Annotated in this window: 21 protein-coding genes; 8 read left to right on the top strand and 13 right to left on the bottom strand. The window is 40.3% G+C overall.

Going from position 1 to position 22,356, the window contains the following annotated elements; all coding sequences use genetic code 11:
- Positions 1–165: 165 nt before the first annotated feature.
- The 3 genes from RMZ41_RS16500 to RMZ41_RS16510 form a co-directional block, all read right to left on the bottom strand.
- Positions 166–705: a Dps family protein gene (locus tag RMZ41_RS16500; protein ID WP_322643652.1), complete on the bottom strand. Its 540-nt coding sequence runs from the start codon at positions 703–705 to the stop codon at positions 166–168.
- Positions 706–1,240: 535 nt separating this feature from the next.
- Positions 1,241–1,597 (bottom strand): hypothetical protein, encoded by a 357-nt coding sequence (locus tag RMZ41_RS16505; RefSeq protein ID WP_322643651.1) that lies wholly within the window; start codon positions 1,595–1,597, stop codon positions 1,241–1,243.
- 535 nt (positions 1,598–2,132) lie between these two features.
- Positions 2,133–3,233 (bottom strand): glutamate-cysteine ligase family protein, encoded by a 1,101-nt coding sequence (locus RMZ41_RS16510; protein ID WP_322643650.1) that lies wholly within the window; start codon positions 3,231–3,233, stop codon positions 2,133–2,135.
- Positions 3,234–3,530: 297 nt separating this feature from the next.
- Between RMZ41_RS16510 and RMZ41_RS16515 the strand changes: the two genes are divergently transcribed.
- Both RMZ41_RS16515 and obgE read left to right on the top strand, forming a co-directional pair.
- Complete coding sequence (locus RMZ41_RS16515) at positions 3,531–4,208, top strand: Mo-dependent nitrogenase C-terminal domain-containing protein (RefSeq protein WP_322643649.1); 678 nt, start codon at positions 3,531–3,533, stop codon at positions 4,206–4,208.
- 141 nt (positions 4,209–4,349) lie between these two features.
- On the top strand, positions 4,350–5,378 hold the full coding sequence (obgE, locus tag RMZ41_RS16520) for a GTPase ObgE (protein ID WP_322643648.1): 1,029 nt from the start codon (positions 4,350–4,352) through the stop codon (positions 5,376–5,378).
- A gap of 399 nt (positions 5,379–5,777) precedes the next feature.
- On the opposite strand, the gene RMZ41_RS16525 is transcribed toward obgE, so the two are convergent.
- Positions 5,778–8,825, bottom strand: coding sequence for a PAS domain S-box protein (locus tag RMZ41_RS16525; RefSeq protein ID WP_322643647.1), 3,048 nt, complete (start codon positions 8,823–8,825; stop codon positions 5,778–5,780).
- 335 nt (positions 8,826–9,160) lie between these two features.
- Here RMZ41_RS16525 and RMZ41_RS16530 point away from each other — a divergent pair, with 335 nt between their 5' ends.
- From RMZ41_RS16530 to RMZ41_RS16540, 3 genes are all read left to right on the top strand, one after another.
- Positions 9,161–9,766 carry a vWA domain-containing protein gene (locus RMZ41_RS16530; RefSeq protein WP_104910068.1) on the top strand — a complete coding sequence of 202 codons (606 nt, stop codon included), beginning with the start codon at positions 9,161–9,163 and terminating at the stop codon, positions 9,764–9,766.
- A 202-nt stretch (positions 9,767–9,968) separates the two neighbouring features.
- Positions 9,969–10,574, top strand: coding sequence for a VWA domain-containing protein (locus RMZ41_RS16535; RefSeq protein WP_322643646.1), 606 nt, complete (start codon positions 9,969–9,971; stop codon positions 10,572–10,574).
- A gap of 27 nt (positions 10,575–10,601) precedes the next feature.
- Positions 10,602–10,997: a salt stress protein, Slr1339 family gene (locus RMZ41_RS16540; RefSeq protein WP_322643645.1), complete on the top strand. Its 396-nt coding sequence runs from the start codon at positions 10,602–10,604 to the stop codon at positions 10,995–10,997.
- A gap of 112 nt (positions 10,998–11,109) precedes the next feature.
- Here the strand turns inward: RMZ41_RS16540 and RMZ41_RS16545 are convergent, their stop codons facing one another.
- Both RMZ41_RS16545 and RMZ41_RS16550 read right to left on the bottom strand, forming a co-directional pair.
- Complete coding sequence (locus tag RMZ41_RS16545) at positions 11,110–11,457, bottom strand: helix-turn-helix domain-containing protein (RefSeq protein WP_322643644.1); 348 nt, start codon at positions 11,455–11,457, stop codon at positions 11,110–11,112.
- Between the two features lie 239 nt (positions 11,458–11,696).
- On the bottom strand, positions 11,697–12,443 hold the full coding sequence (locus RMZ41_RS16550) for a ferritin-like domain-containing protein (protein ID WP_322643643.1): 747 nt from the start codon (positions 12,441–12,443) through the stop codon (positions 11,697–11,699).
- 181 nt (positions 12,444–12,624) lie between these two features.
- Between RMZ41_RS16550 and RMZ41_RS16555 the strand changes: the two genes are divergently transcribed.
- Positions 12,625–13,188: a thermonuclease family protein gene (locus RMZ41_RS16555; protein ID WP_322643642.1), complete on the top strand. Its 564-nt coding sequence runs from the start codon at positions 12,625–12,627 to the stop codon at positions 13,186–13,188.
- Between the two features lie 107 nt (positions 13,189–13,295).
- Here the strand turns inward: RMZ41_RS16555 and RMZ41_RS16560 are convergent, their stop codons facing one another.
- On the bottom strand, positions 13,296–14,180 hold the full coding sequence (locus tag RMZ41_RS16560; protein ID WP_322643641.1) for a sugar ABC transporter permease: 885 nt from the start codon (positions 14,178–14,180) through the stop codon (positions 13,296–13,298).
- A 25-nt stretch (positions 14,181–14,205) separates the two neighbouring features.
- On the opposite strand from RMZ41_RS16560, the gene purN reads away from it, so the two are divergent.
- On the top strand, positions 14,206–14,868 hold the full coding sequence (gene purN, locus RMZ41_RS16565) for a phosphoribosylglycinamide formyltransferase (protein WP_322643640.1): 663 nt from the start codon (positions 14,206–14,208) through the stop codon (positions 14,866–14,868).
- A 191-nt stretch (positions 14,869–15,059) separates the two neighbouring features.
- Here the strand turns inward: purN and RMZ41_RS16570 are convergent, their stop codons facing one another.
- A complete protein-coding gene (locus tag RMZ41_RS16570) occupies positions 15,060–17,642 on the bottom strand; it encodes a GAF domain-containing protein (RefSeq protein WP_322643639.1) in 2,583 nt (860 codons plus the stop codon).
- A gap of 623 nt (positions 17,643–18,265) precedes the next feature.
- On the opposite strand from RMZ41_RS16570, the gene RMZ41_RS16575 reads away from it, so the two are divergent.
- The gene (locus RMZ41_RS16575; RefSeq protein WP_322643638.1) at positions 18,266–18,682 is read left to right on the top strand and encodes a hypothetical protein; all 417 of its coding nucleotides are present in this window, start codon (positions 18,266–18,268) and stop codon (positions 18,680–18,682) included.
- Between the two features lie 336 nt (positions 18,683–19,018).
- On the opposite strand, the gene RMZ41_RS16580 is transcribed toward RMZ41_RS16575, so the two are convergent.
- The 5 genes from RMZ41_RS16580 to RMZ41_RS16600 form a co-directional block, all read right to left on the bottom strand.
- The gene (locus tag RMZ41_RS16580; RefSeq protein ID WP_322643637.1) at positions 19,019–19,621 is read right to left on the bottom strand and encodes a CPBP family intramembrane glutamic endopeptidase; all 603 of its coding nucleotides are present in this window, start codon (positions 19,619–19,621) and stop codon (positions 19,019–19,021) included.
- Between the two features lie 64 nt (positions 19,622–19,685).
- Positions 19,686–20,747: a DUF3326 domain-containing protein gene (locus RMZ41_RS16585; RefSeq protein ID WP_322643669.1), complete on the bottom strand. Its 1,062-nt coding sequence runs from the start codon at positions 20,745–20,747 to the stop codon at positions 19,686–19,688.
- A 119-nt stretch (positions 20,748–20,866) separates the two neighbouring features.
- The gene (locus RMZ41_RS16590; RefSeq protein WP_094351499.1) at positions 20,867–21,046 is read right to left on the bottom strand and encodes a hypothetical protein; all 180 of its coding nucleotides are present in this window, start codon (positions 21,044–21,046) and stop codon (positions 20,867–20,869) included.
- A 148-nt stretch (positions 21,047–21,194) separates the two neighbouring features.
- Positions 21,195–21,515 (bottom strand): 2Fe-2S iron-sulfur cluster-binding protein, encoded by a 321-nt coding sequence (locus RMZ41_RS16595; RefSeq protein WP_322643636.1) that lies wholly within the window; start codon positions 21,513–21,515, stop codon positions 21,195–21,197.
- A gap of 266 nt (positions 21,516–21,781) precedes the next feature.
- Positions 21,782–22,177, bottom strand: a complete 396-nt coding sequence (locus RMZ41_RS16600) for a hypothetical protein (RefSeq protein WP_322643635.1) — start codon at positions 22,175–22,177, stop codon at positions 21,782–21,784.
- Between the last annotated feature and the right edge of the window lie 179 nt (positions 22,178–22,356).

Consider the following 22,356-nt stretch of genomic DNA (forward strand, 5'->3'; position numbering starts at 1 on the left):
GAGAGGGAAGCCGGAGGCAGGGTGAGGTTTTATATTTAATTTGACCCACTTACTTATTATGTTGTTTTTGCAATGGATATGTTCTTTCACTCAAGTTAAAAGGAGGATTGATTCCTCCTTTTAAATGGTTTCACAGACACCTATCCTCAAGTCAGAAGTTATGTGCTAGACACCTACAGGAGTCTTAGCTCCTTCTGCTGGCTGTCTACCATCTGGGCCCAGTGCTTCCCCTTCAATAAATGAACGCAGCATCCAAGCCATTTCCTCATGCTCTTCCATGAGTCCAGTCAGAAAGTCAGCAGTTCCTTGATCGTGGAACTCGTCGCCAGACTGATCCACATGGTCTCTTAAATTACGAATAACCTGCTCGTGATCTTCCACTAGATTAGCTACCATCCCTGTTGCTGTAGGAACATTACCAGCATGTTCCTTAAGGGTAGCAATCTTGAGAAATCCTTCCAATGTGCCAACTGGATAACCGCCCAAAGCACGAATCCGCTCTGCCAAGGCATCAATATTTAGAGTCAGTTTTTGGTAGTGTTCTTCCCAAAGTTGGTGCAAAGAGCGGAACTGAGGCCCAACGACATCCCAGTGATACTTTTTGGTTTTTACCAACAGTAAATAGGCATCTGCCAAATCTTGATTTAACAGATTAATTACACCTTGACGCTGTTCTTCAGTCAAACCAATGTTGATCGCACGCATTCTTTTTCCATCCCTAAGCAAACTTATTTACTAACTTCTCAAATTTCATATACATTCCACATCAACCAAAGGAAACATTATGAGTTTAAATTAATGACCTAATTCCTAGTTCTGCCTATGTCTTAATAGGTAGTATAGGAATATAGCGATTCTCAGGTAAGTGAGGTACATAAAAAATGTTTTTAAACGCAGAGGGGCACAGAGGAAAGCGCAGAGTTACGCAGAGATTTGCCCAATTTATTAGTGACGTACTAAGTACCTAAGCAGATTAGGAAACGCTATAGTATTTGATTTTTGAATAAAATTAGGTATTGTAGGATCTGTTAGAACGAAGTTCGTAACGCACCAAATTCTTGATAATGGTGCATTACGCTGTCGCTAACACGCCACTACCAATTTTTTCTTCAAATCAAACCGGATTTTTATCATTTAGGGAAGTTTATTATTTTTTAAGCTCCCAACTAATTAGTAATGGGCGACTGCTTTTACACAATCACCCATTATTAACAAAAAATTACCAGAACTATTAATTTAGTTACTTACCCGTAACTTTTTCCAATACATTCTTTATATTTTCTTCCACAGTGGTTGCACTCTGGGAATTTTCTGGACGCTTCTGCTGATCAATATCAGCCGCTCCCTGAACCTCATTTAGTCCTTCGTTAGTCTCTTTTTGAGTCTTTCTCAATCCTATTGGTGGTGCTTTAGCAGCTTCGTCAGTTTTGCGTTGAATGTCAAGCAATTGTGTAGTAGCTTCGGTAGGATCGCTTTGGTAGCTATCGATCGCAAAAGCAGGAAAAGCACTAGATAACAATAGTATGGCGCAAGTAAAAGCCACAACCAAAAAACGTACTGGGCTTAAGATAGATAAAACAGAAGCAACAATCTTCATTTGAAATCCTCAATAACAGCTTGAACAACGCAGAACTTTCAGTGAAAGAGCAGAAGCTTATAACTTTAATTTGGCAAACAAATTTGAGCAATAAGAAAACTAGCAAGCTACGTTTCAATCTGGAAGTTCTTGTAAAACGAACCTAATGAGCAGATTGTCTAATTGTCTTTGTATTTTTGCATCGAATTAGCAAGGTATAATAAGCAAATACCACTTTAATTCTGTTAGCAAAATTATTACATTCAATATTGACATTCTTCTCTCAAGGCTCCCTGTTTCTACTTTTACTTGGAAAATGCTAAAGCCTGCATCAATCTCTAGAATGAACTTTCCTCTATCTTTGGTTGTAATAATATCAGTCTCTAGATATATCGACTTAATATAGTTGTGACTTAATGACTCTATTATTTATATTCAGTTAGCTCGACTTTATCCACTCAAAGAACTTTCGGTAATATGCACCTTAGAGGATGTTTGTAAAGTATAAATTTGTATGAAAATTCTTCCTTTTTAAGGTGGATACTAAATCTTTTCTTTAAAACTGATAAGTCTGCCTTATTACCTCTTCTATTGAATTTCCATGATGGAACAATTCTATTAATTCATGGGATCTAGTTTTTCGGTTCGCCAGCAGTACTTTTAATGGCGTTAAATAGTGAACATCTGGATCGTCTCCCAAAGCTACTTCGGCTGCTTGCAAGACTTTTGTCGCATTCTCAAAAATATTCTCGTTGTCAAAAGCTTCTTTTGCAGAAGTTTGATGTAACATTGCATCGGGTACAGTTGCTCTACCCAGCAAAGTTTCATCTAATACCAAACCTTTTAATAACGCCAGTAAAGCCGCGTAGATTAAAAAATTATCGCAACTATCACAAGCCTTAAATTCAATGCGTCCCACTTCAGCCGGAATTCGGGCAATTTTTGTTAAGGAAGGTGTGCTATCAATCAGTTGTTCCTCTTTCTGAACAAAAACTAAGGCTGCTGGTCTTTTTCCAGTTCTGATAAATGTTCGTACCGATAAACCATCCCATAAACCTCCTTTATAAAAAGGGGAACTATAACTAAAAGGAACGATATAAGGACTGTAATAAGTTAACTTTTTGCCAATATCAATTATATTTTCACTAGACATATCTGCCACTGAAATATTTAAATCTGGCCCATAGGATACCATGTGAATATTAGCAGTTTGTTCGTCAGGATAAGCCTCTAACTGTTTAATTTCATAATCGTTTAATGGGGGCTGAGGCTCAAAGGCTTGATTGTAGGGATTGAAACTGACTAGAACTGGTGATAAACCAAAGTTAGCAGCAACCTCACGGAGTAAATGAAAACTTTCTGATAATTCTGTAATAGCGCCTTGAATATTAGAATGTATAGTTGTTCTAATTTCAATACCTTTAACATGACAGTCAATCACTTCATCAGAATCTGCAAATCTTTCAAATCCCTCAATGTACCATCTCTTCATCTTAATACCCGCATCACCTACGCGCAGTTGGGGATAGTCGCTGGGATATGTGGGTAGCTTTTCAATAATTTGATTAAAATCAGCAAATTTTGTGTGGGAAAAATCAGCAAACTTTCCTTCTTCGTTTAGGAAAGCGACTTCATGCTCAATGCCAAAGAAAAACATTATTAATACCTTGATTGCTTAAAGTTAACCTAATCTACCTAATATATATTTCCAAAAATTAAATATGCTTTGTCCAGAACTCTCAAAGAGACGTAGCACGAATAGTTGAGATACTCAAATCAGATACACTTTAACTATAAAGATTCTCAATAATGGCATAAATGGATTTTACCCTAAGATCGACTTTTGCGATTTGAAAACTTCTCTAATTTATTTTCTCTGCTCCTCCCACTATCTTCCTAGTGGCTGGGTAGGGTAGCTTAGTAGTGACTGAGGAAAGCTACCAGACGTGAGTTTATGACAAGTACCGTTCAATCCCCCTACAGCAGCGAACAGATTGCCGCTTGGTTGCGTGGGCTGCTCACCATTGCTTGGGCAGATGGTAATTTTGATGCCCAAGAACAGGAATTAATTGCTAACATTACCAAAAATGAATTAGCTCCTAAGATTGAATGCGAATCACTAGAGGTAATTACGCCAGAAGAATTAGCCGCAGTGTTGGGTAAAGGTACACCATCTGCCGAAAATTTCTTAAGGACAGCAGTGATGGTAGCGATCGCAGATGGCACTTATTCCCCCAGCGAAGATGAAGTGCTACATCAATTCTGTCAAGCCTTAGAACAGCCAGAGAATTTACTAGAACCCCTTCGCCACACCCTAGAACACCCACAGCAACTTACCCCTGCGATCGCCAGCCCTGGACTTACAAAGCGTCAAATTGATGCACTACACCCCCTGCGCGACTGGCTCGATGGGCTAGATATCCAAGACCCAAGAGTAGCCCGCTTTTTGTGTAAAATGATTCCCTCCCAGTGTCCCTTTGAGCGCGATGTCACCCTATTTGGACGCAAGATTGTCCACATCCCGCCCATGTGTAAAATTAACCCCTTGTATGAGCAATTGGTGGGCTTACGTTTCCGCGCCCTCTCTTATTTAGCAGATAAATGCGGTGAAGATGTTTCACCATATATTTGAGCGCTGAGTAATGAGTGCTGAGTTGAAGAGTGGGGAGTTAGGAGTTAAAAGTAAAGAGTGAGGAATTAAAGTTAATTAAAAACTTATAATTTATAACTCAGAACTCAGAACTCAGAACTCAAAACTCAAAACTCTAAAAGTATGCAATTTATCGATCAAGCAAAAATTGAAGTTGAAGCTGGTAAGGGCGGCGATGGTATTGTCGCCTTCCGGCGAGAGAAATACGTGCCGACTGGTGGCCCCTCTGGTGGTAATGGGGGACGAGGCGGTTCGGTATTTTTCGTTGCCGATGAAAACCTCCAAACCTTGCTGGACTTCAGATATAACCATCGCTTTCAGGCAGAAAAAGGAACTCGTGGTGGGCCAAATAACTGCACTGGAGCAGCAGGAAAGGATTTAATCATCGAAGTTCCTTGTGGTACAACCATTTATGATGCTGAAACTGGCGAGTTACTAGGGGATTTAATTGAGCCTAAGCAGACTCTGCTGATTGCTCAAGGTGGTAAAGGTGGACTCGGAAATCAGCATTTCTTGAGTAACCGTAACCGCGCCCCAGAATACGCCCTCCCAGGATTACCAGGGGAAATAAAGCAGTTGCGCCTAGAGTTAAAACTTTTAGCAGAAGTAGGGATTATTGGCTTACCAAATGCTGGTAAATCCACTTTAATTTCATCATTATCGGCTGCACGTCCAAAAATTGCAGACTACCCATTCACTACCCTGATCCCAAATTTGGGTGTAGTGCGGAAACCAACTGGCGATGGTACTGTTTTCGCCGACATTCCTGGACTAATTGAGGGAGCATCTCACGGGGCTGGGTTAGGGCATGATTTCTTGCGCCATATTGAGCGCACGCGAGTGCTACTTCATTTGATTGATGCCACTAGTGATGATGTGGTTAGGGATTACAACACAATTAAGGAAGAATTACAAGCCTATGGACGGGGTTTAACAGAACGTCCGCAAATTTTGGCGCTAAATAAAATTGATGCAGTCGATCGGGAAACTGTCGATTTAGAGGCGTTAGCTACCCAACTTAATCATCTCTCCTACGCTCCGGTTTTTGTGATTTCAGCAGTTACCCGCACCGGGTTAGAGCCGATGTTACAAGAAATTTGGGGAATTCTCGATCAAATGAAGGTTCCCCAAGAAGTGGAGGCATTGAGATAATTCGTAATTCGTAATTCGTAATTCGTAATTACTAGTTCTAACAACAGTCAAGGTGGTTAGGACATCAACAGATCATGAAACTTAGACACAAAAAGACTTTTCACCCAGTTCCCAGTCCCTTGATATAACTGATAGAAAAGAGCAAATATAGATGATTTGAAAAACAACATCTGTTGTAGGGGCAATTCATGAATTTCCCCTACAGGGAAGCTCGATTATCATCAAACAATGATTAATAAAAACCTAAAACGACGCATTGTAGTTGATACACAACATAATTTTGGGAGCATCCCAATTTTCCAAGTTTAGCAATATGATAAGTAGGTTAGCTATTTTTTTATAACCTTTATAAATCTAATCTTATAAAAACTATTAAACTTACGAATTACGAATTACGAATTACGAATTATATTGAATCAGAGGAATCTTAATTACAAACTCAGCACCTTGTCCTAGCTGCGAAATACATTCTAAGGAACCGCCATGTCTTTCTGTAATTATCTGGTAGCTAATGGCAAGCCCCATTCCCGTTCCTTTGCCGATGGCTTTGGTGGTAAAGAAGGGATCAAATAGTTGTTTGTTCAAATCTTCTGGTATTCCCAATCCATTATCGGCAATCTTAATTGTTACCTGATTTGGCTCTTGTAGCTGAGTGCAAATGCTAATTGTCGGAATTGGGCATTGGTTATTCCCCTTGTTTCCCTCACCCCCACTCTCTACTCTCTCTTCTAAAGCATCGATCGCATTTGACAAAATATTCATGAATACTTGGTTTAGCTGCCCAGCGTAACATTCAATTAGGGGTAGTTCGCCATATTCTTTGATTATTTGAATTGTTGGGTGTTGGTTATTACCCTTGAAGCGGCTTTGCAAAATCATCAAAGTACTATCGATTCCCTCATGGATATCAACAGCTTTCATTTCGGCTTCATCCAAGCGCGAAAAAGTTCGCAGGGAAAGTACAATTTCTCGAATGCGGTCTGCCCCAACTTTCATGGAGTTGATTATTTGCGGGAAATCTGATTTCAAAAAGTCTAGTTCGATTTGTTCTATAAAATCCTGAATTTCTAGCATGGGTTCAGGATAATGACTTTGGTAAAGTTGCAAAAGTGAAAGTAAATCTTGAGTATATTCCTTGGCAGGGCTGAGATTGCCATAAATAAAATTGATCGGGTTGTTGATTTCGTGTGCCACTCCTGCAACTAGTTGACCCAAACTAGACATCTTCTCACTTTGAATTAACTGAGTCTGAGTGTGTTGAAGTTCGTGGAGTGCAACTTTAAGTTCTTCAGTTTGTTGTCGTAGTTGCGCTTCCGACTTTAGCAAGGCTTCCTTAGCTTGTTTACGTTCTGTAATATCCCGAGCAACAGCTACCTGAGAAAAAGGCTCTCCTGTTTCAGGATGTTTAACTATAAACAGGCTGCAATCAGTAGGAATTTCTATACCAGTTTGAAAATGCCTATGGCGAAACTCACCTTGCCAAAAACCATGTTGAGACATCAAAGGCATAATTTGTTGCTGAAACTCTGCAAAAGCTTCTGGTGAATGAAAATCAGCTATTGACTGGGCTTTAGCTGCTTCCAGGCTACTAAGTCCTACCATCTTGAGTCCGGCAGGGTTTACATAGAGAATTTGCGCTTCCATTGAAGCAATGCCAATAAAATCACTACTATTTTCAATCAACGCGACAAATTTTTGCTGTTCCTCTTCGGCGCGTTTGCGCTCTGTGATGTCTAACACCATTGAAGCAACGCCAATAACCTGACCATCAGGGGCTACCAACGGGTTGTTATACCACTCACAGACCATCTTTCTGCCATCTTTAGTGATGTTCTCGTTAACACTAAAACTTCCTCCACATTGGGTTAAGAGGGCTGCAATAATTTCATTTACGTGCTTTCTGACGTTTTCAGGTACTATCATCTCAAAACGATTCCCCAGCATTTCCCCTGTGGTATATCCAAAGATTCTTTCTGCTGCCCGATTCCATGTCTGAACTTCAAAGTGGGTATTCCATTCAATAATGGCTAAAGGTGTTTGTTCAATCAGCAATGCTAGTCTTTGTTGTGAAGCCCTAAGTTCTGCCTCTGCTTGTTTGTGTTCGGTAATATCCCGAAAATACCAAATTCTACCGTAATCGTCTCCTAAAGAAGATGTTTCACCGCAAGCTCCTTGGTGTTTACGCACAGGTGCAGAATAGCGCTCAAAAATCTTTCCAGACTTGAGGAAAATTTCATCACGGCTAGTTTTTTCTGGATGCTGGTAAAGATACTCCACCTTAGCTACAAATTCTTCTGGATTTACTAGTTTGTCTAGTACCCATTCGAGGAGTTGGCGATCGTCGTTTGTTTGGAGAACTACCGCAGGAATTTGCCATAGCTGGGAGAATTTCTGATTGGATGATGTCACTGTACGATTTTCATCAATAATCAGAATTCCATCGATGGAAGCTTCTTGTTGAGCTTGGAGTACAGCATTAATGCGGTGTAGGTCTTTCTCTGCTTGTTGGCGTAAGCGTAGTATGGCTTGCTGTTCGCTGATGTCGCAAAGTAACCAACGCCAGCCGACCTGCTGACCTTGTGAATTATACATAGCAACCATCTTGGCACTAGCAGGAAAGGTTGTACCTCCTTGTGACTTTAAACAGACTTCCCAATCCTGCACTTGCTGTAAATTTGCCAGTTTGTTCATGAAGCCTTTGCGGTCTGGTTCAGCTATAAAAAGGATGAATGGCTTACCTATCAGATGGTTTTGTTTTACAGATAGTAAGGCTGCGGTTACATAGTTAGCCTCTTTGATGATGCCGGCGATATCAGTCACTAAGTAAGCATCTGGGGCGAATTCAAATAAATCTTGGTAACGCTGACGTTCTGATTCTGCTGTTTCACGAGCGATCGCTAATTCTCCATTTTGTTGGCGCAGTTCTTCTTCAACTATCTGGAGTTCTTCTAGGGTTTCTCGAAGTACCTCACAGGTTTGCATAAGATCGGTAATATCGGTAACTCTGTCAGTCACACCCAGAATGCCGACTTCATTCTGTAAAATGATGTCTCGAATACTACCCACGAGAAATTTATTACCAGTTTCATCTTCAAAGCAAGACTTTTTGGTAGAGATGAGATGGGTTATACCCTGAGCATCGATAAAAAGCTCTTGGTTCTCATTAGTAATATTTGTGGTGAAAACCAATTCATCTTTTTGTCGAAACACATCAGCTTCTACTTGAGGAAAAAAATCGTAGTCTGATTTGCCAATTAATTCTTCTCGGCTATGACCGATAAAATTAGAGTAGCTATCGTTAAGTAATACCCAGCAATGTTGACGGTCTTTTACAAAAATGGGGTCAGAGATGGCATTGACCATCTGATGCAGAAATGCCAGGGAGAAGTTTTGCTGCTGCGTGTTGTGTTTTTGCGCCGGGTTATTTAGGAATCTAGGATTGTTCATACTGGAATTTATTTCTAAAATTAAGCAATAAAGAAACCTCTCCCTGGTTTTACGCAGTAAAACCGCCCCTCTCCGACTTCAGATAGGAACACACTTTTATTCAAGTTTAAGGCAAGGTGAGATTTGTCAAGCTCACGTTCATTTAGCTCCGTGTGTGTCAGCATAAGTAGTCTTTATTATTCCCAGACTATATATGGATGCAACAAGCAAACCCATCTTTTAGTGTTGCCAGGTTTTTGGAACTAGCAGAATTTATACAAAAGCTTAAAAGCCTTGCTTACTAGTAAAAAAACGGAGTTAGACTAGAATTGCAGGGTAACAATCAGAGGGAAATTATGATGAGCGATCGCGACTACACATTAATCATTGACAAAAGTGGTAGTATGTCCACACCCGACCAAGTGGGTGGTAGAAGTAGATGGGAGATTGCCCAAGAGTCTACACTCGCTTTGGCAAGAAAGGCCGAACAGTTTGACCCCGATGGCATCACTGTTTATGTATTTTCTGGTAGATTTAAACGCTACGATGATGTCACCTCAGCGAAGGTTGCACAGATATTTCTTGAAAATGACCCATCTGGAACGACAAATTTAGCAGGTGTGCTTCAGGATGCACTCAATAACTACTTTCAACGCAAAGCTGCCGGTAAAACAAAGCCAAACGGAGAGACAATTTTAGTCATTACTGATGGTGAACCAGACGATCGCAAAGCTGTATTTGAAGTCATTATTCATGCTACTCGCCAGATGGAACGTGATGAAGAATTAGGAATTTCGATAATTCAAGTAGGTTCAGATGCTCAAGCAACTAAGTTCCTCAAAGCTTTAGATGACCAGTTGCAAAGTGTCGGTGCTAAATTTGATATTTGCGACACGGTTACTTTAGATGACTTAGAAGAAATGAGTCTTGTAGATGTATTAACAAACGCAATAACTGATTAATGCTTTGATTGCCCATAGTCCAGTAAGCAATTTTTGATTTTAAATTTTGGATTGAAGGATTCAAAAATTAAATCTGCTTTCAAAGATAGTATTTTCAACTAGGGAAAAATCTCAAATTTATTTCCTAATAACATAATTTTAGATTAACGATTAATCTAAAATACCACATCCAAAGATTGACTTTCAATTGGAGAATTGAATAATGTTAGAAAATCGTGATTATACCTTAATTATCGACAAAAGCGGCAGCATGGCAACCCAGGATCAAAAGGGTGGTAGAAGTAGATGGTTTGCCGCACAGGAATCTACTTTAGCTTTAGCTAGCAAGTGTGAACAATTTGACCCAGATGGTATCACTATTTATGTATTTTCTGGGAAATTTAAGAGATATGAAAATGTCACATCCAGTATAGTAGGGCAAATTTTCCGAGAAAACGATCCTTCTGGGACAACAGACTTAGCAAGTGTGTTGCAACATGCGACTGATGATTACTTACGACGCAAAGCAGCCGGTCAAACAAAGCCAAATGGTGAAACAATTTTAGTGATTACTGATGGTGAACCGGACGATCGCAAAGCAGTTATGAAGGTAATTATTGAAGCTTCTCGCCGCATCGACCGAGATGAAGAATTAGCCATTTCCTTTATTCAAGTTGGCACAGATGCACAAGCTACTCGCTTTTTGAAAGTTTTAGATGATGAACTTCAAAGTGCTGGGGCTAAGTTTGATATCTGTGACACAATTACTATGGAAGATATGGAAGATATGAGTTTATCAGAAGTTCTACTCAATGCCATTAATGACTAGCTATACCATTTATTAGGAATTACAAAAATGGATTCCATTGATAAGCTGTTAGCTGAACTCCAAACTGAATATAAACAAGTACAACCGCAACAGCAGCAGCCAAAATCAGCCACAGCCAAATCCTTTATTCCATCATCGCCAAAGTCGGCATCTTTCATGGATAACCTTTTGGCAGAAGTTAAGGCTGATTTTGCAGAAGAGGATGCTGCTATTGAGTTAAAAAAACAGCAAGAACTAAAACTAGAACAAATTCGCCAAGAAAAAATCAAAGCCAAACAATTAGAGGCTTTGAAAGTACAGGCAAAAGAATGGTTATCCAAAGTAGATCCACTTTCTTCTGAAGGACTTTGGTTTGAAAGGTTTGCTGAAAGTTACTCTTCAAAATTAGAGGCAGCGATTGAATATTTAAGAAACAACGAATGAAAATTTCTGAACAAGAATGTAGAGACGCACAGTGCCAGAAATACGGTATCCTGATTAAATCCCCTAAATTTATTATGGGGATTTCTTTTGCCTTCTGGCTCTTTATCCATGCTCAATATTGATGGTTATTTGTTCGAGCTAAATGTTGAACAGCCCATTCATGCATAGCATAGAGAATTGGCTGTAAAGTTTCGCCTAAAGGTGTTAGAGAATATTCTACTTTTGGGGGAATTTGAGGATAAACTTCTCGATGTATAATAAGGTCTTGTTCCATTTCTCGAAGTTGTTGAGTTAGCATCTTTTGCGTAACTCCAGGTAAAGCCCGTTGCAATTCACCAAACCGTTTTACGCCAGTCATTAGTTCTCTAATAATCAAAACTTTCCAGCGTCCGCCAATTACCTTTAAGGTAGTTTCTACTTCACAAGTCAGCCTGAGATTGTTTTCTGCTTCAGCTTTCATAGTTAGTTTTTTAAGATACAAATTGCCCAGCTACTAAATCTTTAAATTGCCCCGAATTGGCTGTTCAAGGTCTTTACTAGAGTAGCTAATTAGTGCTTGTTTTAAGTCTTCCATAATCTACTTAGGGATAGCGCTTTAGAGAAAGCACTGTGAAATGAATTTGAAGAAGGTAAGAGGCAAACCTCTTACCTTGCAAGCTAGATGTTTTTTTAACATTAGATATTCAACGATATCTATAATTATGTAGCTACCAACTCAGAATCGATTTCTGACGGCGCACTATCTTGGACTAGCGATCGCGTTTCACCATTACGCTGGAGTATACCGCCAACCATTGCTAACACCGCATTTACTTTGCGGGTTCGCCACATATCTACAAGTTTTTCCACTTTTGCAGCAGGCATTCGTCGCATCATCGCTTCGTAGAGATAAGCTGCATGTCCAGTTTCATCTTGAGCAATACTTAGCATTCCTAACTTTAAGTTACGACTGATTGGGTCGTTATCAGGTAATACTTTCGCCATTCGCGCAAAGTCTTTACTAGCATCTAACTCAAGAATGTATGTGCTAGCCATAAACACATCCCAGTCAATAACAGCCGGTTTTAGCTGTTCTTGGGTGTAGCCTTCAAAGAATGCTGCGAAAAAGGGACTACGCTGCTGTTGTGATTTGTTTGTGGTTGTAGTTTGAGGTTGACGCTTAAAATCTATGACTTCTTTATTTAACTGTTGTAGGGCGTGGGCAAAAATCTTACCATGCCTAGTTTCATCGGATGCGTGTTTTACTAGTTTTTCGGCTAGCCATGTATCACCTTCGGCTGCGGCGCGATCGCTAAGTGTAGATAAAAATGGCACAGAACCAGATTCGGCAAAATAAAATCCCGCAAGGATGTTGGGACGGGTTTTTAAATCACGAATTTGGGCAGCAGAGTAATAGGCAAAAGCACCTGAACCAGCTAGATGCAGAATGTGAGTTAAGAAGTTCATCAGAAATCGCCACTGCTAATTGGGAGGTTACAATTCTTATACTAATGTGCATTTTCTATTCGTTGCCGCCAGAGGGTTATACCGATTGGAATTTTGAATTGTGGCAGTATGTCAAAGGTTAACAAATATATCTGGTGATTTTGCTAATATCATCCCACAGAGGTAATGCAGGTGACTTTGGATGGAGAAATTAACTAAACCAATGCAATTTTGGCTTTGTGCAACTATCATCATTTTGGGTTTAATAGGTTGTGATCGTGTCAATACTTCTGGAGAACCAGTTGAGCGTGTTAGTGATGGCGACACTATAGTAGTTAAAGATAGCAGTGGCAAAAACTTTACCGTGCGCTTTGCTTGTGTAGATGCGCCAGAAATCGCCCATACCAACAAAGAAAAGCAGAGTAAACGTACTAGCGATCGCAATCAATTTACTTGGGGTGTGAAAGCCCAAGAACGGGTACAACAACTGGTGCAAAAAGGAGGCGATCGCGTAACTTTGAATATCACAGATAGCGATCGCTATGGACGCAAAATTGCCGAAGTTCGTTTACAGAATGGCACTTTTGTGCAACAGGTATTGTTAAAAGAAGGATTGGCAAAAGTGTATCGTCCTTATTTAAACAAATGTCCTAGCAAAGACTTAGTGCAACAAGCCGAAGCTGAAGCGAAACAACAACGGCTTGGTATTTGGAGTGATGCTAAATTTGTTAACCCTTGGGAATATCGCACCCTATCAAAAAAATAAAAACTCTAGCTATTTTTAATTGAATACACTACATCGTTTGGCATTGCATATTTACCACATAATTTATCAACTCCCAAATTCCCCCTGCTCCCTGCCCCCTGCCTCCCCTACTCCTCTTTCCAAGTTTGCAGTTGAAAATAAACTAATACCAGCGTCACTGCTAGTAATACCGTTGCTGCTGCTGCTGCATAACCAAAATCAAACTGCCCAAAAGCCTCTTGATAAATGTAGTAAACCAGCAAATTAGTCGAATTCAGTGGCCCACCGCCAGTCATCACAAAAACTTGCTCAAAACTCCGCAATGTAAAAATCGCGGTAGTGATGATTGCAAATATCATAGTAGGGCGCAATCCAGGCAGAGTAATATACCAAAATTGTTGCCAAGCATTTGCTCCATCCAAATCTGCTGCTTCATAACGACTAGGAGGAATTGCTTGCAAGCCTGCTAAAAAAACTACCATATTGAAACCCAGTTGTTTCCAAATGCTCATCAAAATAATTACTGGCATTGCCCAAAATGTATCTCCTAACCAGGGAATATCTGGAATGCCAAAAAAATCTAAAAGTCCGTTAACTGGCCCTGGTGTTTGAAACAGCCAGCGAAATCCCAAACCGGCTGCCACAAGTGAAATAATCGAAGGCAGAAAATAAGCACTCCGCAGGATACCTCGCAAAGGAATAGAGCGGTTTAATAGCACTGCCAATCCCAAAGAGATAACTATGCTGGGAATGATAGTGGCAACGGTAAAATAAAAAGTGTTACCCAGAACTTGCCAGAAGTCGGGGTCGAGTAGCAAGCGCCAATAGTTTTTTAAGCCTATCCAATAAATACCTTTTAAGGTGAAACTACCAGCAGTAAAGCTGAGGTAGAACAAATAAGCGATCGGCCAAATGATAAAAACGCCTAGTAAAATTAGTGCTGGGGTGAGAAAAGTCCAGGCTGCTACTGTATCATTATCCAACCACGACTTAGTATATATTTTTTTTGGCATCTATAATTTTCCCTCTTAGCTGTTTATGACCTTCCGCCCTGATTCTACCCTTAGCTTGGTTTCTCCCAGCGTTAGCGATGTTTACCAACAAGTCGCCCCTTTAAAACTGGGAATTATGGCTTCTGGGAATGGCAGCAATTTTGATGTCATTGCTCAAGCTATCCAAGATGGACAGCTAAATGCCCAAATTCAAGTTTTAATTTACAATAACCCCTCAGCGAAAGCAGCCGAAAGAGCAGCCAATAGAGGTGTAGAAGCTGTTTTATTGAATCACCGCAAGTATAAAAGTAGAGAAGAGTTGGATGAGAAAATTGTGCAGACATTGCGGCGCTATGATGTGGAATGGGTGATTTTGGCGGGTTGGATGAGATTGTTAACGTCAGTTTTCATTGATGCCTTTCCTGACAAAATTATTAATATCCATCCTAGTTTGCTACCTAGTTTCAAAGGAATCCACGCTGTAGAACAAGCCTTAGAATCAGGAGTAAAAATTACGGGTTGTACGGCACATATAGCTTGTTTAGAAATGGACAGTGGCCCAATATTGATGCAAGCCGCAGTCCCAGTATTGCCGGATGATACAGCCGAAACACTCCACGCCAGGATTCAAATTCAGGAACATCGAATTTTACCATTAGCGATCGCTCTGGCAGCTTCTTCATCAAAAGCTCCACTCAGCCTAACTTAAGAGGGGGCAGGGGAGCAGGGGGCAGGGGGCAGGGAGCAGGGAGCAGGGGGAGAAAGAATACCTAATTAATGCCCAATTCCCAATTCCCAATTCCCAATTCCCAATTTCCAATTCCCAATTCCCCATTCCCAATTCCCAATTCTCCATTCCCAATTCTCCATTCCCAATTCCCAATTCCCAGCATGTGACTATTAATTAGAGCTAGTTTCACCAACTTGATACGCTTCCAGGAGCCTAGCATGATCGAGAGTAAATCCTACTTGCATGGCTATCTGGGTAAATAAATCAATCTCAGGCTGTTGCCAATCACGAGGCCCAGAACACTGATGTGCAACCAACAAACCAAATAATTGCTCATCTTTGATAATAGGTGCAACTAAATTTGCTTTCACACTAAATGATTCGAGCAGACTAATATGACAATCAGCCAAACCTGACTCATAAATATTGTTTGTGGCCACAACACGGCCTGATTGGTACTTTTCTACATAGCTTTCAGTGAAACATGGGTCGTAAATTTTAGACTGCAAAACTTTGGGATAAGCTGGAACCACTGATTCGGCAATTATAACTCCGAACCAATTAGCATAAAAAGTATAAATCAGGACTCGATCGGTACTCAATGCTTTGCGAACTTCTTCCACAGTGGTTTTCAAGACATCCTCTTCTTTGAGTGATTGACGAATACTGCGGGTAATATTCACTAGTAATTGACTTCGCATACTTTCAGCTTCGATTCGTTGCAGGAGTCTGGCATGCTCGAGAGCAAATCCCACTTGCATGGCTATTTGGGCAAATAAATCAATCTCAGATTGTTGCCAATTACGGGGTTTGGAACATTGATGTGCAATTAATAAACCATACAACTGATCATCTTTGAGAATAGGTGCGACTAAATTTGCTTTCACACCAAATGATTCGAGTAAGCTAATGTGACAATCAGCCAAATCGACTTCATAAATGTTGTTTATTGCCAGAACGCGACCAGACTGATAATCTTCTACATAACCTTGACCAAAACATGGATCTTCGATTTCAGCCCGCAAAATTTTTGGGTAGGTGAGAACAACTGATTCGGCAATTACAGTTCCAGACCAATTAGGGTTAAAGCTATAAATCATCACTCGGTCAGTACTCAGTACTTTACGAACTTCTTCTACAGTAGTTTTTAAAACATCTTCTTCGTTAAGCGATTGACGAATGCTGCCGATAGTATCTGCTAGCAACTGACTTTGTACACCTTCAGCTTCGACACGTTGCAGCAGCCTAGCATGGTCGAGAGCAAATCCGACTTGCATGGCTATCTGGGCAAATAAATCAATTTCAGGCTGTTCCCAATCACGAGGTCTGGAACAGTGATGTGCAATTAATAAGCCATATAACTGCTCGTCTTTGAGAATAGGTGCGACCAAATTTGCTTTCACAGCAAAGGATTCGAGTAGGTTAATGTGACAATCAGCCAAACCTGACTCACGAATGTTGTTTGTGGCGACAACGCGACCAGACTGATATTTTTCTACATAACCCCGACTGAAGCAGATGTCTTCGATTTCCGATCGCAAAACTTTGGGATAACCTGGAACTACTGACTCAGCAACTACAGTTCCAGACCAATTAGGGTTAAAGCTATAAACCAGCACTCGGTCAGTACTAAGTGCTTTGCGAGCCTCTTCTACAGTGGTTTTTAAGACATCCTCTTCGTTGAGCGATTGGCGAATGCTATGGGTAATTTCTATAAATATCTGAGCTTTATCTGCTTTGGTATCTACCTGTTGTAAAAGTGTAGCGTAGTCAAGGGCAAACCCCACTTGCATGGCTACCTGAGCGAACAAATCAATCTCAGACTGCTGCCAAAAACGTTGTCTAGAACACTGATGAGCAATCAATAAACCAAATAGCTCTTTGCCTTTGAAAATAGGTGCTACTAAATTAGATTTGACACCATATTGCTGAAGCAACTCAATATCACCATCACTGAGATCGGTTTGGAGGATATTGTCAATAGCACGGGTACAACCATTCTGGTATTTTTCTCTATACCCTGCCTCAAATCCAGGCTCAGATACTATAACCCCTAACATTCTAGGTAAACCCGGTGTTACTGATTCGGCGATAAAGGTTCCATTGCTGTTGGAGTTGAAGCAAAAGATTGTTACGCGGTCAATGCTTAAAGCTTTACGAATTTCCTCTGAGGTAGTTTTGAGAACATCCTGTTCGTTGAACGATTCTCGAACCCATCGGGTGATTTTAATCAATAGTTCAGAATAATCGGCTTCTGTTTCTTTCTCCTGTGCTAAAACTGAAAGCAGTTCTGTGAATAAGCTGATGTTTCTCTCTAACATCACTAACTCATCTTCGTTAGCGATGAATATTTGAGTAAACTCGCTGTCTGGACGTAGTTTATTCTTGATATTATTAGATATTGCAGCAGCCTTGCTGATTCGAGTAATAGCTCGATTCGTCACAAAAATAGCGATCGCACCTGCTACAATTGCTGTTGCTCCCATCCCAGCTAACAAGAGTGACAGTTGTCTTTGTTGTAAAGCCAGTTCTGTTTCTACTGAAGTTTTAGAAGTCTCTTGTCTTACTTGCGGAATCTGTCTGGTAATTAAATTAATTCCATAAAAGTAAGTAGCTGTTCCAATTGCAACCACAGGAAGAACACTGATGCTTAGTGCCCAAACTATTGCTTTAGTCTTTAAGCTCCCTTTTTGTTGCCACAGCTTTTGTTGACGATTCTGCCTTGCTTGGTTTTGAGAAAAAGACTGACTCATAAATGAAACCTGGATTGCTGCAATTGAGAATCAAGTAGATAACCTCACCACCAAATTTTACACAAAACTTATTAAACGAGGATTGGCTTTTAGGAGTATTTTAAGACACTAACCTTCCGATCGGGTTTTTCTTTCCTTTCGCCTCAAGCTGATTAACAGGCTTGTTAACAATAAAATGGCGATTGCATTGTTGGAATACCTCATTTTCCCATCAGGTGTTGCAATTTTTTAGCAAGACAGTTAAACAATCTTTCTTTTTTAAAAGAATCGTTATGTAAATTGCACTTGTCATCATAAACACACAAGTTGTTATAACAACAACTTAAGCTGTGGTTACTACAATTCAAGTTTTTGTTATGAATGCTTAAGCTGTGGTTACTACAATTTAAGTTGTCCTAACAACAATTTAGCTGTGGTTAGGACAACTTAAATTGTTGTTATGAGTATCAAAGCTGTGGTTATAAATGCTTAAGTTGCCATTACTATCGGAAGCTATCTAATAAATTGCGAGAATTTACCAGTATAGATTTGATAAAAAATACAATGTTTGTGGATTTTGCTGAACCAAAATCTAGTTTGATTAGAGCATAGTAGCTTTAGAAACTTCACAAATAAGTAAATTTATGTCTCGGAAAAAGCGCACATCTCGCGTTCTAGAAAAAGCTGAGTTAAGATCCTCTGGACTCAAAGCAATTGATACCAATCTGGATTTTGGAGATGTTTGTAACTTAAAAAACATGACAGGATTAATTGAGAAGTTACGCGCCAAGATAGATGCTCTTAACATGGCTTTAATCGTTGTTGACTCTTCTAGGGCAGAGATTGAAGAGTTAGAACAAAGCTTAAGCAGTTTATCTGAGAAAATGCTGATGGGAGTTGCTTTTAAATACGGCAAAGACAGCCGCGAATATGAAATGGCGGGTGGGGTTCGTACCAGTGAACGTGTCCGCAGAAGCAGATTGAGCCGCTTAAAAAATCTTACACACCAAGCATCTGGTGAGAGCGCTCAAGTTACCAAAACAGTGCTGAGTGCTGAGTAATGAGTAATGAGTCAATACGGTTCGGATAAGGTTTTTTGATGATATGTTCTAGATCGCAAAGACGCGATAAATCGCCGTCTTTACAAGAATCAGTCCTTTGTAGAGACGGCGATTTATCGCGTCTCTTGTCTTAACCGAACCGTATTGAGTGCTGAGTGCTGAGTAAAAAGTAAAATTAATTCCAATCAGCACTGTTGAAGTAATTTAATGTATGATATTAGGATATTAGGACTGATATTTGATTGTTGAAAAAGAATCAGCACAACTTGACGATCCTTCTTTCCTTTGCTTATTGCTTTTTATCTACATACGCGATCGCAACTAATTCCTACAAGCTCAAACTTTATTTTTTAATTGCCGCAGTTGCCACATTTTCCAAAAATAACTAGAAGTCCAATTGGTAATCATGTGCGCGACAATCGGCACTAATAAGTTTCCCGTGAGCAAGGCACTATATGCAAAGATCATCCCGACAATGGTTGCCCAAATCACATAAGGCCATTGTTGGGAACCACTAAAATGCAAAACACCAAAACAAACACTAGATACAATTACAGCTAGACTATCCAAGCCTAAAGCTGAGAGCATTACACCCCGAAATAATAATTCTTCACTTAAACCTGGTAGCAAGCCCAACCAAATTAAATCTGGTAAGGCTAAAGGTTTTAGTACTACTTCTAGATAATAATCTGCACTTTTACGGTAGGGAGTCCAAACACGATAAGCTAGACCACTTAACGCGGTGATGACAAACCCCAATCCTACACCCAACAGCAAATCCTTTTCATCCCACTTCCAAGAAAATAGGGAAAAGTTACCAAAGTGCAACGACAGTTTGGCGACTATCAACAAAATGATTGCAGTCACTCCCATCGCTCCAAGTACTTGGATGCGCGTCATGTATGGAATTTCTGGCTCTTGCTTGTGTTTTTCAATCACGGGTATTTAAGGGGAAAGGGGACTGGGGACTGGGGAATGGGGACTGGGGACTGGGAAGAAATAACTAATGACTAATGACTAATGACTGCAAAGGTAATAATTTGGGACGGAGAGCGGAGGGGTTGATGCCTGCTTTGTGTGCTACTAATACGCCTACAGCTTCTAAATATGAGTTTACCTGTATAACTTTGATCCCCAACGGTTGGGGAGGAACTTCGATCAGAGTTTTATTTTCTTCTACTGTAATTATTTGGCATCGTCTTTGGCTTAAACTCAGTAAGGCACTGCTACCACAGGCAGTTGCAGGTGCGATCGCAGCATCCACTTCATCTGCCCAAATATCTCCTTTCTCTGATGCAATCGTTCCTTTATTTATTATAAATTGTGGGGCACGACTTAATCCTACAAGGACACACGGCAAGAAGGTATAGCCCAATTCTTCGGCGGCGGAACGGGGAGATAAATCAGGTTGTGGAGGTTCGCTCAAAAGAGCGGGAGAATGGGCGCAAGGTATTTGAAAGGTTCGCACTAGTAAATGGCTAATTACAGCTTCAGCACCCGCTAAGGAATCTACACCTTCACCCTGTCGATATTTCTGCACTGCTCCCTCATCCATATCATCGGGGAAACGGGCAACAACTGCGATCGCTTCAGCCCCGGCTTTCTTAATTAATATCTCAGCTGCACGTAATAAACTATCCGGGTTGCCAATTGTTCCCCAACTAGCTCCCGATGCTGTAGTCCGTAATTCCACATTTAATGGTGCATCAGTAATTACATAATCTGTTAACGTCAATCCCAGAGTTGCTCTGACTGCATCGGCGGCTTGTATATGTCGTAGCCGTAACTCTGGCTCAATACCTTGGTCTAAAAGCAAACCTACTTTATTAGTGCGGACTGGACGTAAACCCCAGCATCCAGCCGCAAATTTGTCAAGTCCGTAACCTTCGACATAGAAAGCGTTCGGAAGATTCCAGTATAAACTTGCGCCGTTAAGGACATTGGGGTGAGTAATTAGGCGATCGCAAACCTGTGCTATAACTTTGGCAACAGGCAAAGCATCTCCTGCATAACCCCCAATGGCAGCCCCAACGCCAGTTGGTACGATTAAGATAGCGGTGTACATATTGAGTAATGAGTAATGAGTAATGAGTTTATGATTCACTTGCCATCAAATCCTAACTTCGAACTCCGAACTCTTGACTCTTGTACAGACGCGATTAATCGCGTCTCTACTCCTAACTCCTAACTCTTAACTGTCGTTACCACGGCTTCAACTGTAGCTTTTTGTTCGTCAGCATCCACAGAGGTAACAGCCCAACGCAGGGGTTCGCCTTGTTTCTTCAACTCTGTTTCAATTACTTCTAGTAATTCTGCGGGAGTTTCTTGTAAATCGATTTCTGCGGTAATAAAATGAGTTGTCATCTTGGTAAATCCTGTTGATTTGTAGTTTCTAGAATAGCTGATGTTAGATGCAATGAAATACTTATGTTATTTCTCCGTTTTGGTAATGTTCAACGAACAGTTATTCAGTGATGAATAATCATCCGATATACTGATAACTGTTCGCAGATTATTTGCTTTTGCCAAATTGTAACTGATAAACTATGTCTTCCTTTTCTGTCTCAAGTTTCAAATCAGAAAGGGGTTTGGCAACACAAAGCAATACATAACCTTGCTTTTGCAAATCTGGACTAACGCCCATACCATCAGTTTGATCTACAGTTCCCTGAGATATTTTACCGGCGCAAGTTGTGCAAACACCTGCATTGCAAGAACTCGGCAGTTCCAAACCAGCAGTATCGGCAACTGATAAGATAGTTTCATCTTCAGGAACTTGCAAAGTATGAATTTCGCCTTGGTGATTAATTTCTACGGTGTAAGTTTTGGGCATATACAAAACAAGCGTGATGCAACAGACAAATTTCTTATCTTATCTGAATTAGTTAAAAATATCTAGATATTTACCATAAATATAGGACTTACGCAAACAATAGTCAAAACCCTGATTCTCTGGTAGGGGCAATTCATGAATTGCTCCTACCATCTGTAGTTTTGCGTAAGTCCTAAAATATTTAGGTTAAATCCTGAGATCATAAGGTAGCCCCAATTTCACTCGGGGTTTAAATCCCCGTCTGAAATGTATTTAATTTTGAATTGTTAATTGGTACAACCCGCCCCGATGTGGGGCTTCTCGTAATTCAGTGGGAGAATTGCGATCGCTGCGTTGAATAATGGGTTAAGGCCGTTTTTGGCTAAAGCGGGCGACGAAGAAATCCATCGGGTGATGATTGAGGCTGTAGGTAAAAAATATGGCAACGACTTTACCTCATTGGTCATCAATGTTACAATCTTGACTCTTAAAGTTACAGCATTAAGCCTTAGAGCTAGAACATAAAGGCTTAATGTTACAACATTAAGGCTTAAAGTTAGAACATTAAGGCTTAAAGTTACAACATCAAGCCTTAGAGCTAGAACATAAAGGCTTAAAGTTAGAACATAAAGGCTTAGAGTTACAACATTAAGGCTTAAAGTTAAAGCGATCGCTCTTGACATAGAATACAGACCATTTGTAGCGGTACAGCAATGCTTGACTGAAAATCAACTTTTGATAATAAATTCCGAGAAATCACGGACATAAATAAAAAATTTTGCTACAAAAAATGCGCTTTTTGCTGAACCAGAATCCAGTTTAACTGAGACACAATAGCTGTGTAAAGCTATTAAAAATGTAA

The organism is Nostoc sp. DedVER02 (assembly GCF_034530675.2).
Taxonomy (GTDB): domain Bacteria; phylum Cyanobacteriota; class Cyanobacteriia; order Cyanobacteriales; family Nostocaceae; genus Nostoc.

What these genes read in the sequence shown, in the direction of transcription:
- RMZ41_RS16550 (WP_322643643.1), bottom strand. Translation starts at nt 12,443, where the DNA reads ATGAACTTCTTAACTCACATTCTGCATCTAGCTGGTTCAGGTGCTTTT.
- RMZ41_RS16530 (WP_104910068.1), top strand. Translation starts at nt 9,161, where the DNA reads ATGATGAGCGATCGCGACTACACATTAATCATTGACAAAAGTGGTAGT.
- RMZ41_RS16570 (WP_322643639.1), bottom strand. Translation starts at nt 17,642, where the DNA reads ATGAGTCAGTCTTTTTCTCAAAACCAAGCAAGGCAGAATCGTCAACAA.
- RMZ41_RS16560 (WP_322643641.1), bottom strand. Translation starts at nt 14,180, where the DNA reads ATGCCAAAAAAAATATATACTAAGTCGTGGTTGGATAATGATACAGTA.
- RMZ41_RS16500 (WP_322643652.1), bottom strand. Translation starts at nt 705, where the DNA reads ATGCGTGCGATCAACATTGGTTTGACTGAAGAACAGCGTCAAGGTGTA.
- obgE (WP_322643648.1), top strand. Translation starts at nt 4,350, where the DNA reads ATGCAATTTATCGATCAAGCAAAAATTGAAGTTGAAGCTGGTAAGGGC.
- RMZ41_RS16555 (WP_322643642.1), top strand. Translation starts at nt 12,625, where the DNA reads ATGGAGAAATTAACTAAACCAATGCAATTTTGGCTTTGTGCAACTATC.
- purN (WP_322643640.1), top strand. Translation starts at nt 14,206, where the DNA reads ATGACCTTCCGCCCTGATTCTACCCTTAGCTTGGTTTCTCCCAGCGTT.
- RMZ41_RS16575 (WP_322643638.1), top strand. Translation starts at nt 18,266, where the DNA reads ATGTCTCGGAAAAAGCGCACATCTCGCGTTCTAGAAAAAGCTGAGTTA.
- RMZ41_RS16545 (WP_322643644.1), bottom strand. Translation starts at nt 11,457, where the DNA reads ATGAAAGCTGAAGCAGAAAACAATCTCAGGCTGACTTGTGAAGTAGAA.
- RMZ41_RS16525 (WP_322643647.1), bottom strand. Translation starts at nt 8,825, where the DNA reads ATGAACAATCCTAGATTCCTAAATAACCCGGCGCAAAAACACAACACG.
- RMZ41_RS16535 (WP_322643646.1), top strand. Translation starts at nt 9,969, where the DNA reads ATGTTAGAAAATCGTGATTATACCTTAATTATCGACAAAAGCGGCAGC.
- RMZ41_RS16510 (WP_322643650.1), bottom strand. Translation starts at nt 3,233, where the DNA reads ATGTTTTTCTTTGGCATTGAGCATGAAGTCGCTTTCCTAAACGAAGAA.
- RMZ41_RS16540 (WP_322643645.1), top strand. Translation starts at nt 10,602, where the DNA reads ATGGATTCCATTGATAAGCTGTTAGCTGAACTCCAAACTGAATATAAA.
- RMZ41_RS16600 (WP_322643635.1), bottom strand. Translation starts at nt 22,177, where the DNA reads ATGTCAAGAGCGATCGCTTTAACTTTAAGCCTTAATGTTGTAACTCTA.
- RMZ41_RS16505 (WP_322643651.1), bottom strand. Translation starts at nt 1,597, where the DNA reads ATGAAGATTGTTGCTTCTGTTTTATCTATCTTAAGCCCAGTACGTTTT.
- RMZ41_RS16515 (WP_322643649.1), top strand. Translation starts at nt 3,531, where the DNA reads ATGACAAGTACCGTTCAATCCCCCTACAGCAGCGAACAGATTGCCGCT.
- RMZ41_RS16595 (WP_322643636.1), bottom strand. Translation starts at nt 21,515, where the DNA reads ATGCCCAAAACTTACACCGTAGAAATTAATCACCAAGGCGAAATTCAT.
- RMZ41_RS16590 (WP_094351499.1), bottom strand. Translation starts at nt 21,046, where the DNA reads ATGACAACTCATTTTATTACCGCAGAAATCGATTTACAAGAAACTCCC.
- RMZ41_RS16585 (WP_322643669.1), bottom strand. Translation starts at nt 20,747, where the DNA reads ATGTACACCGCTATCTTAATCGTACCAACTGGCGTTGGGGCTGCCATT.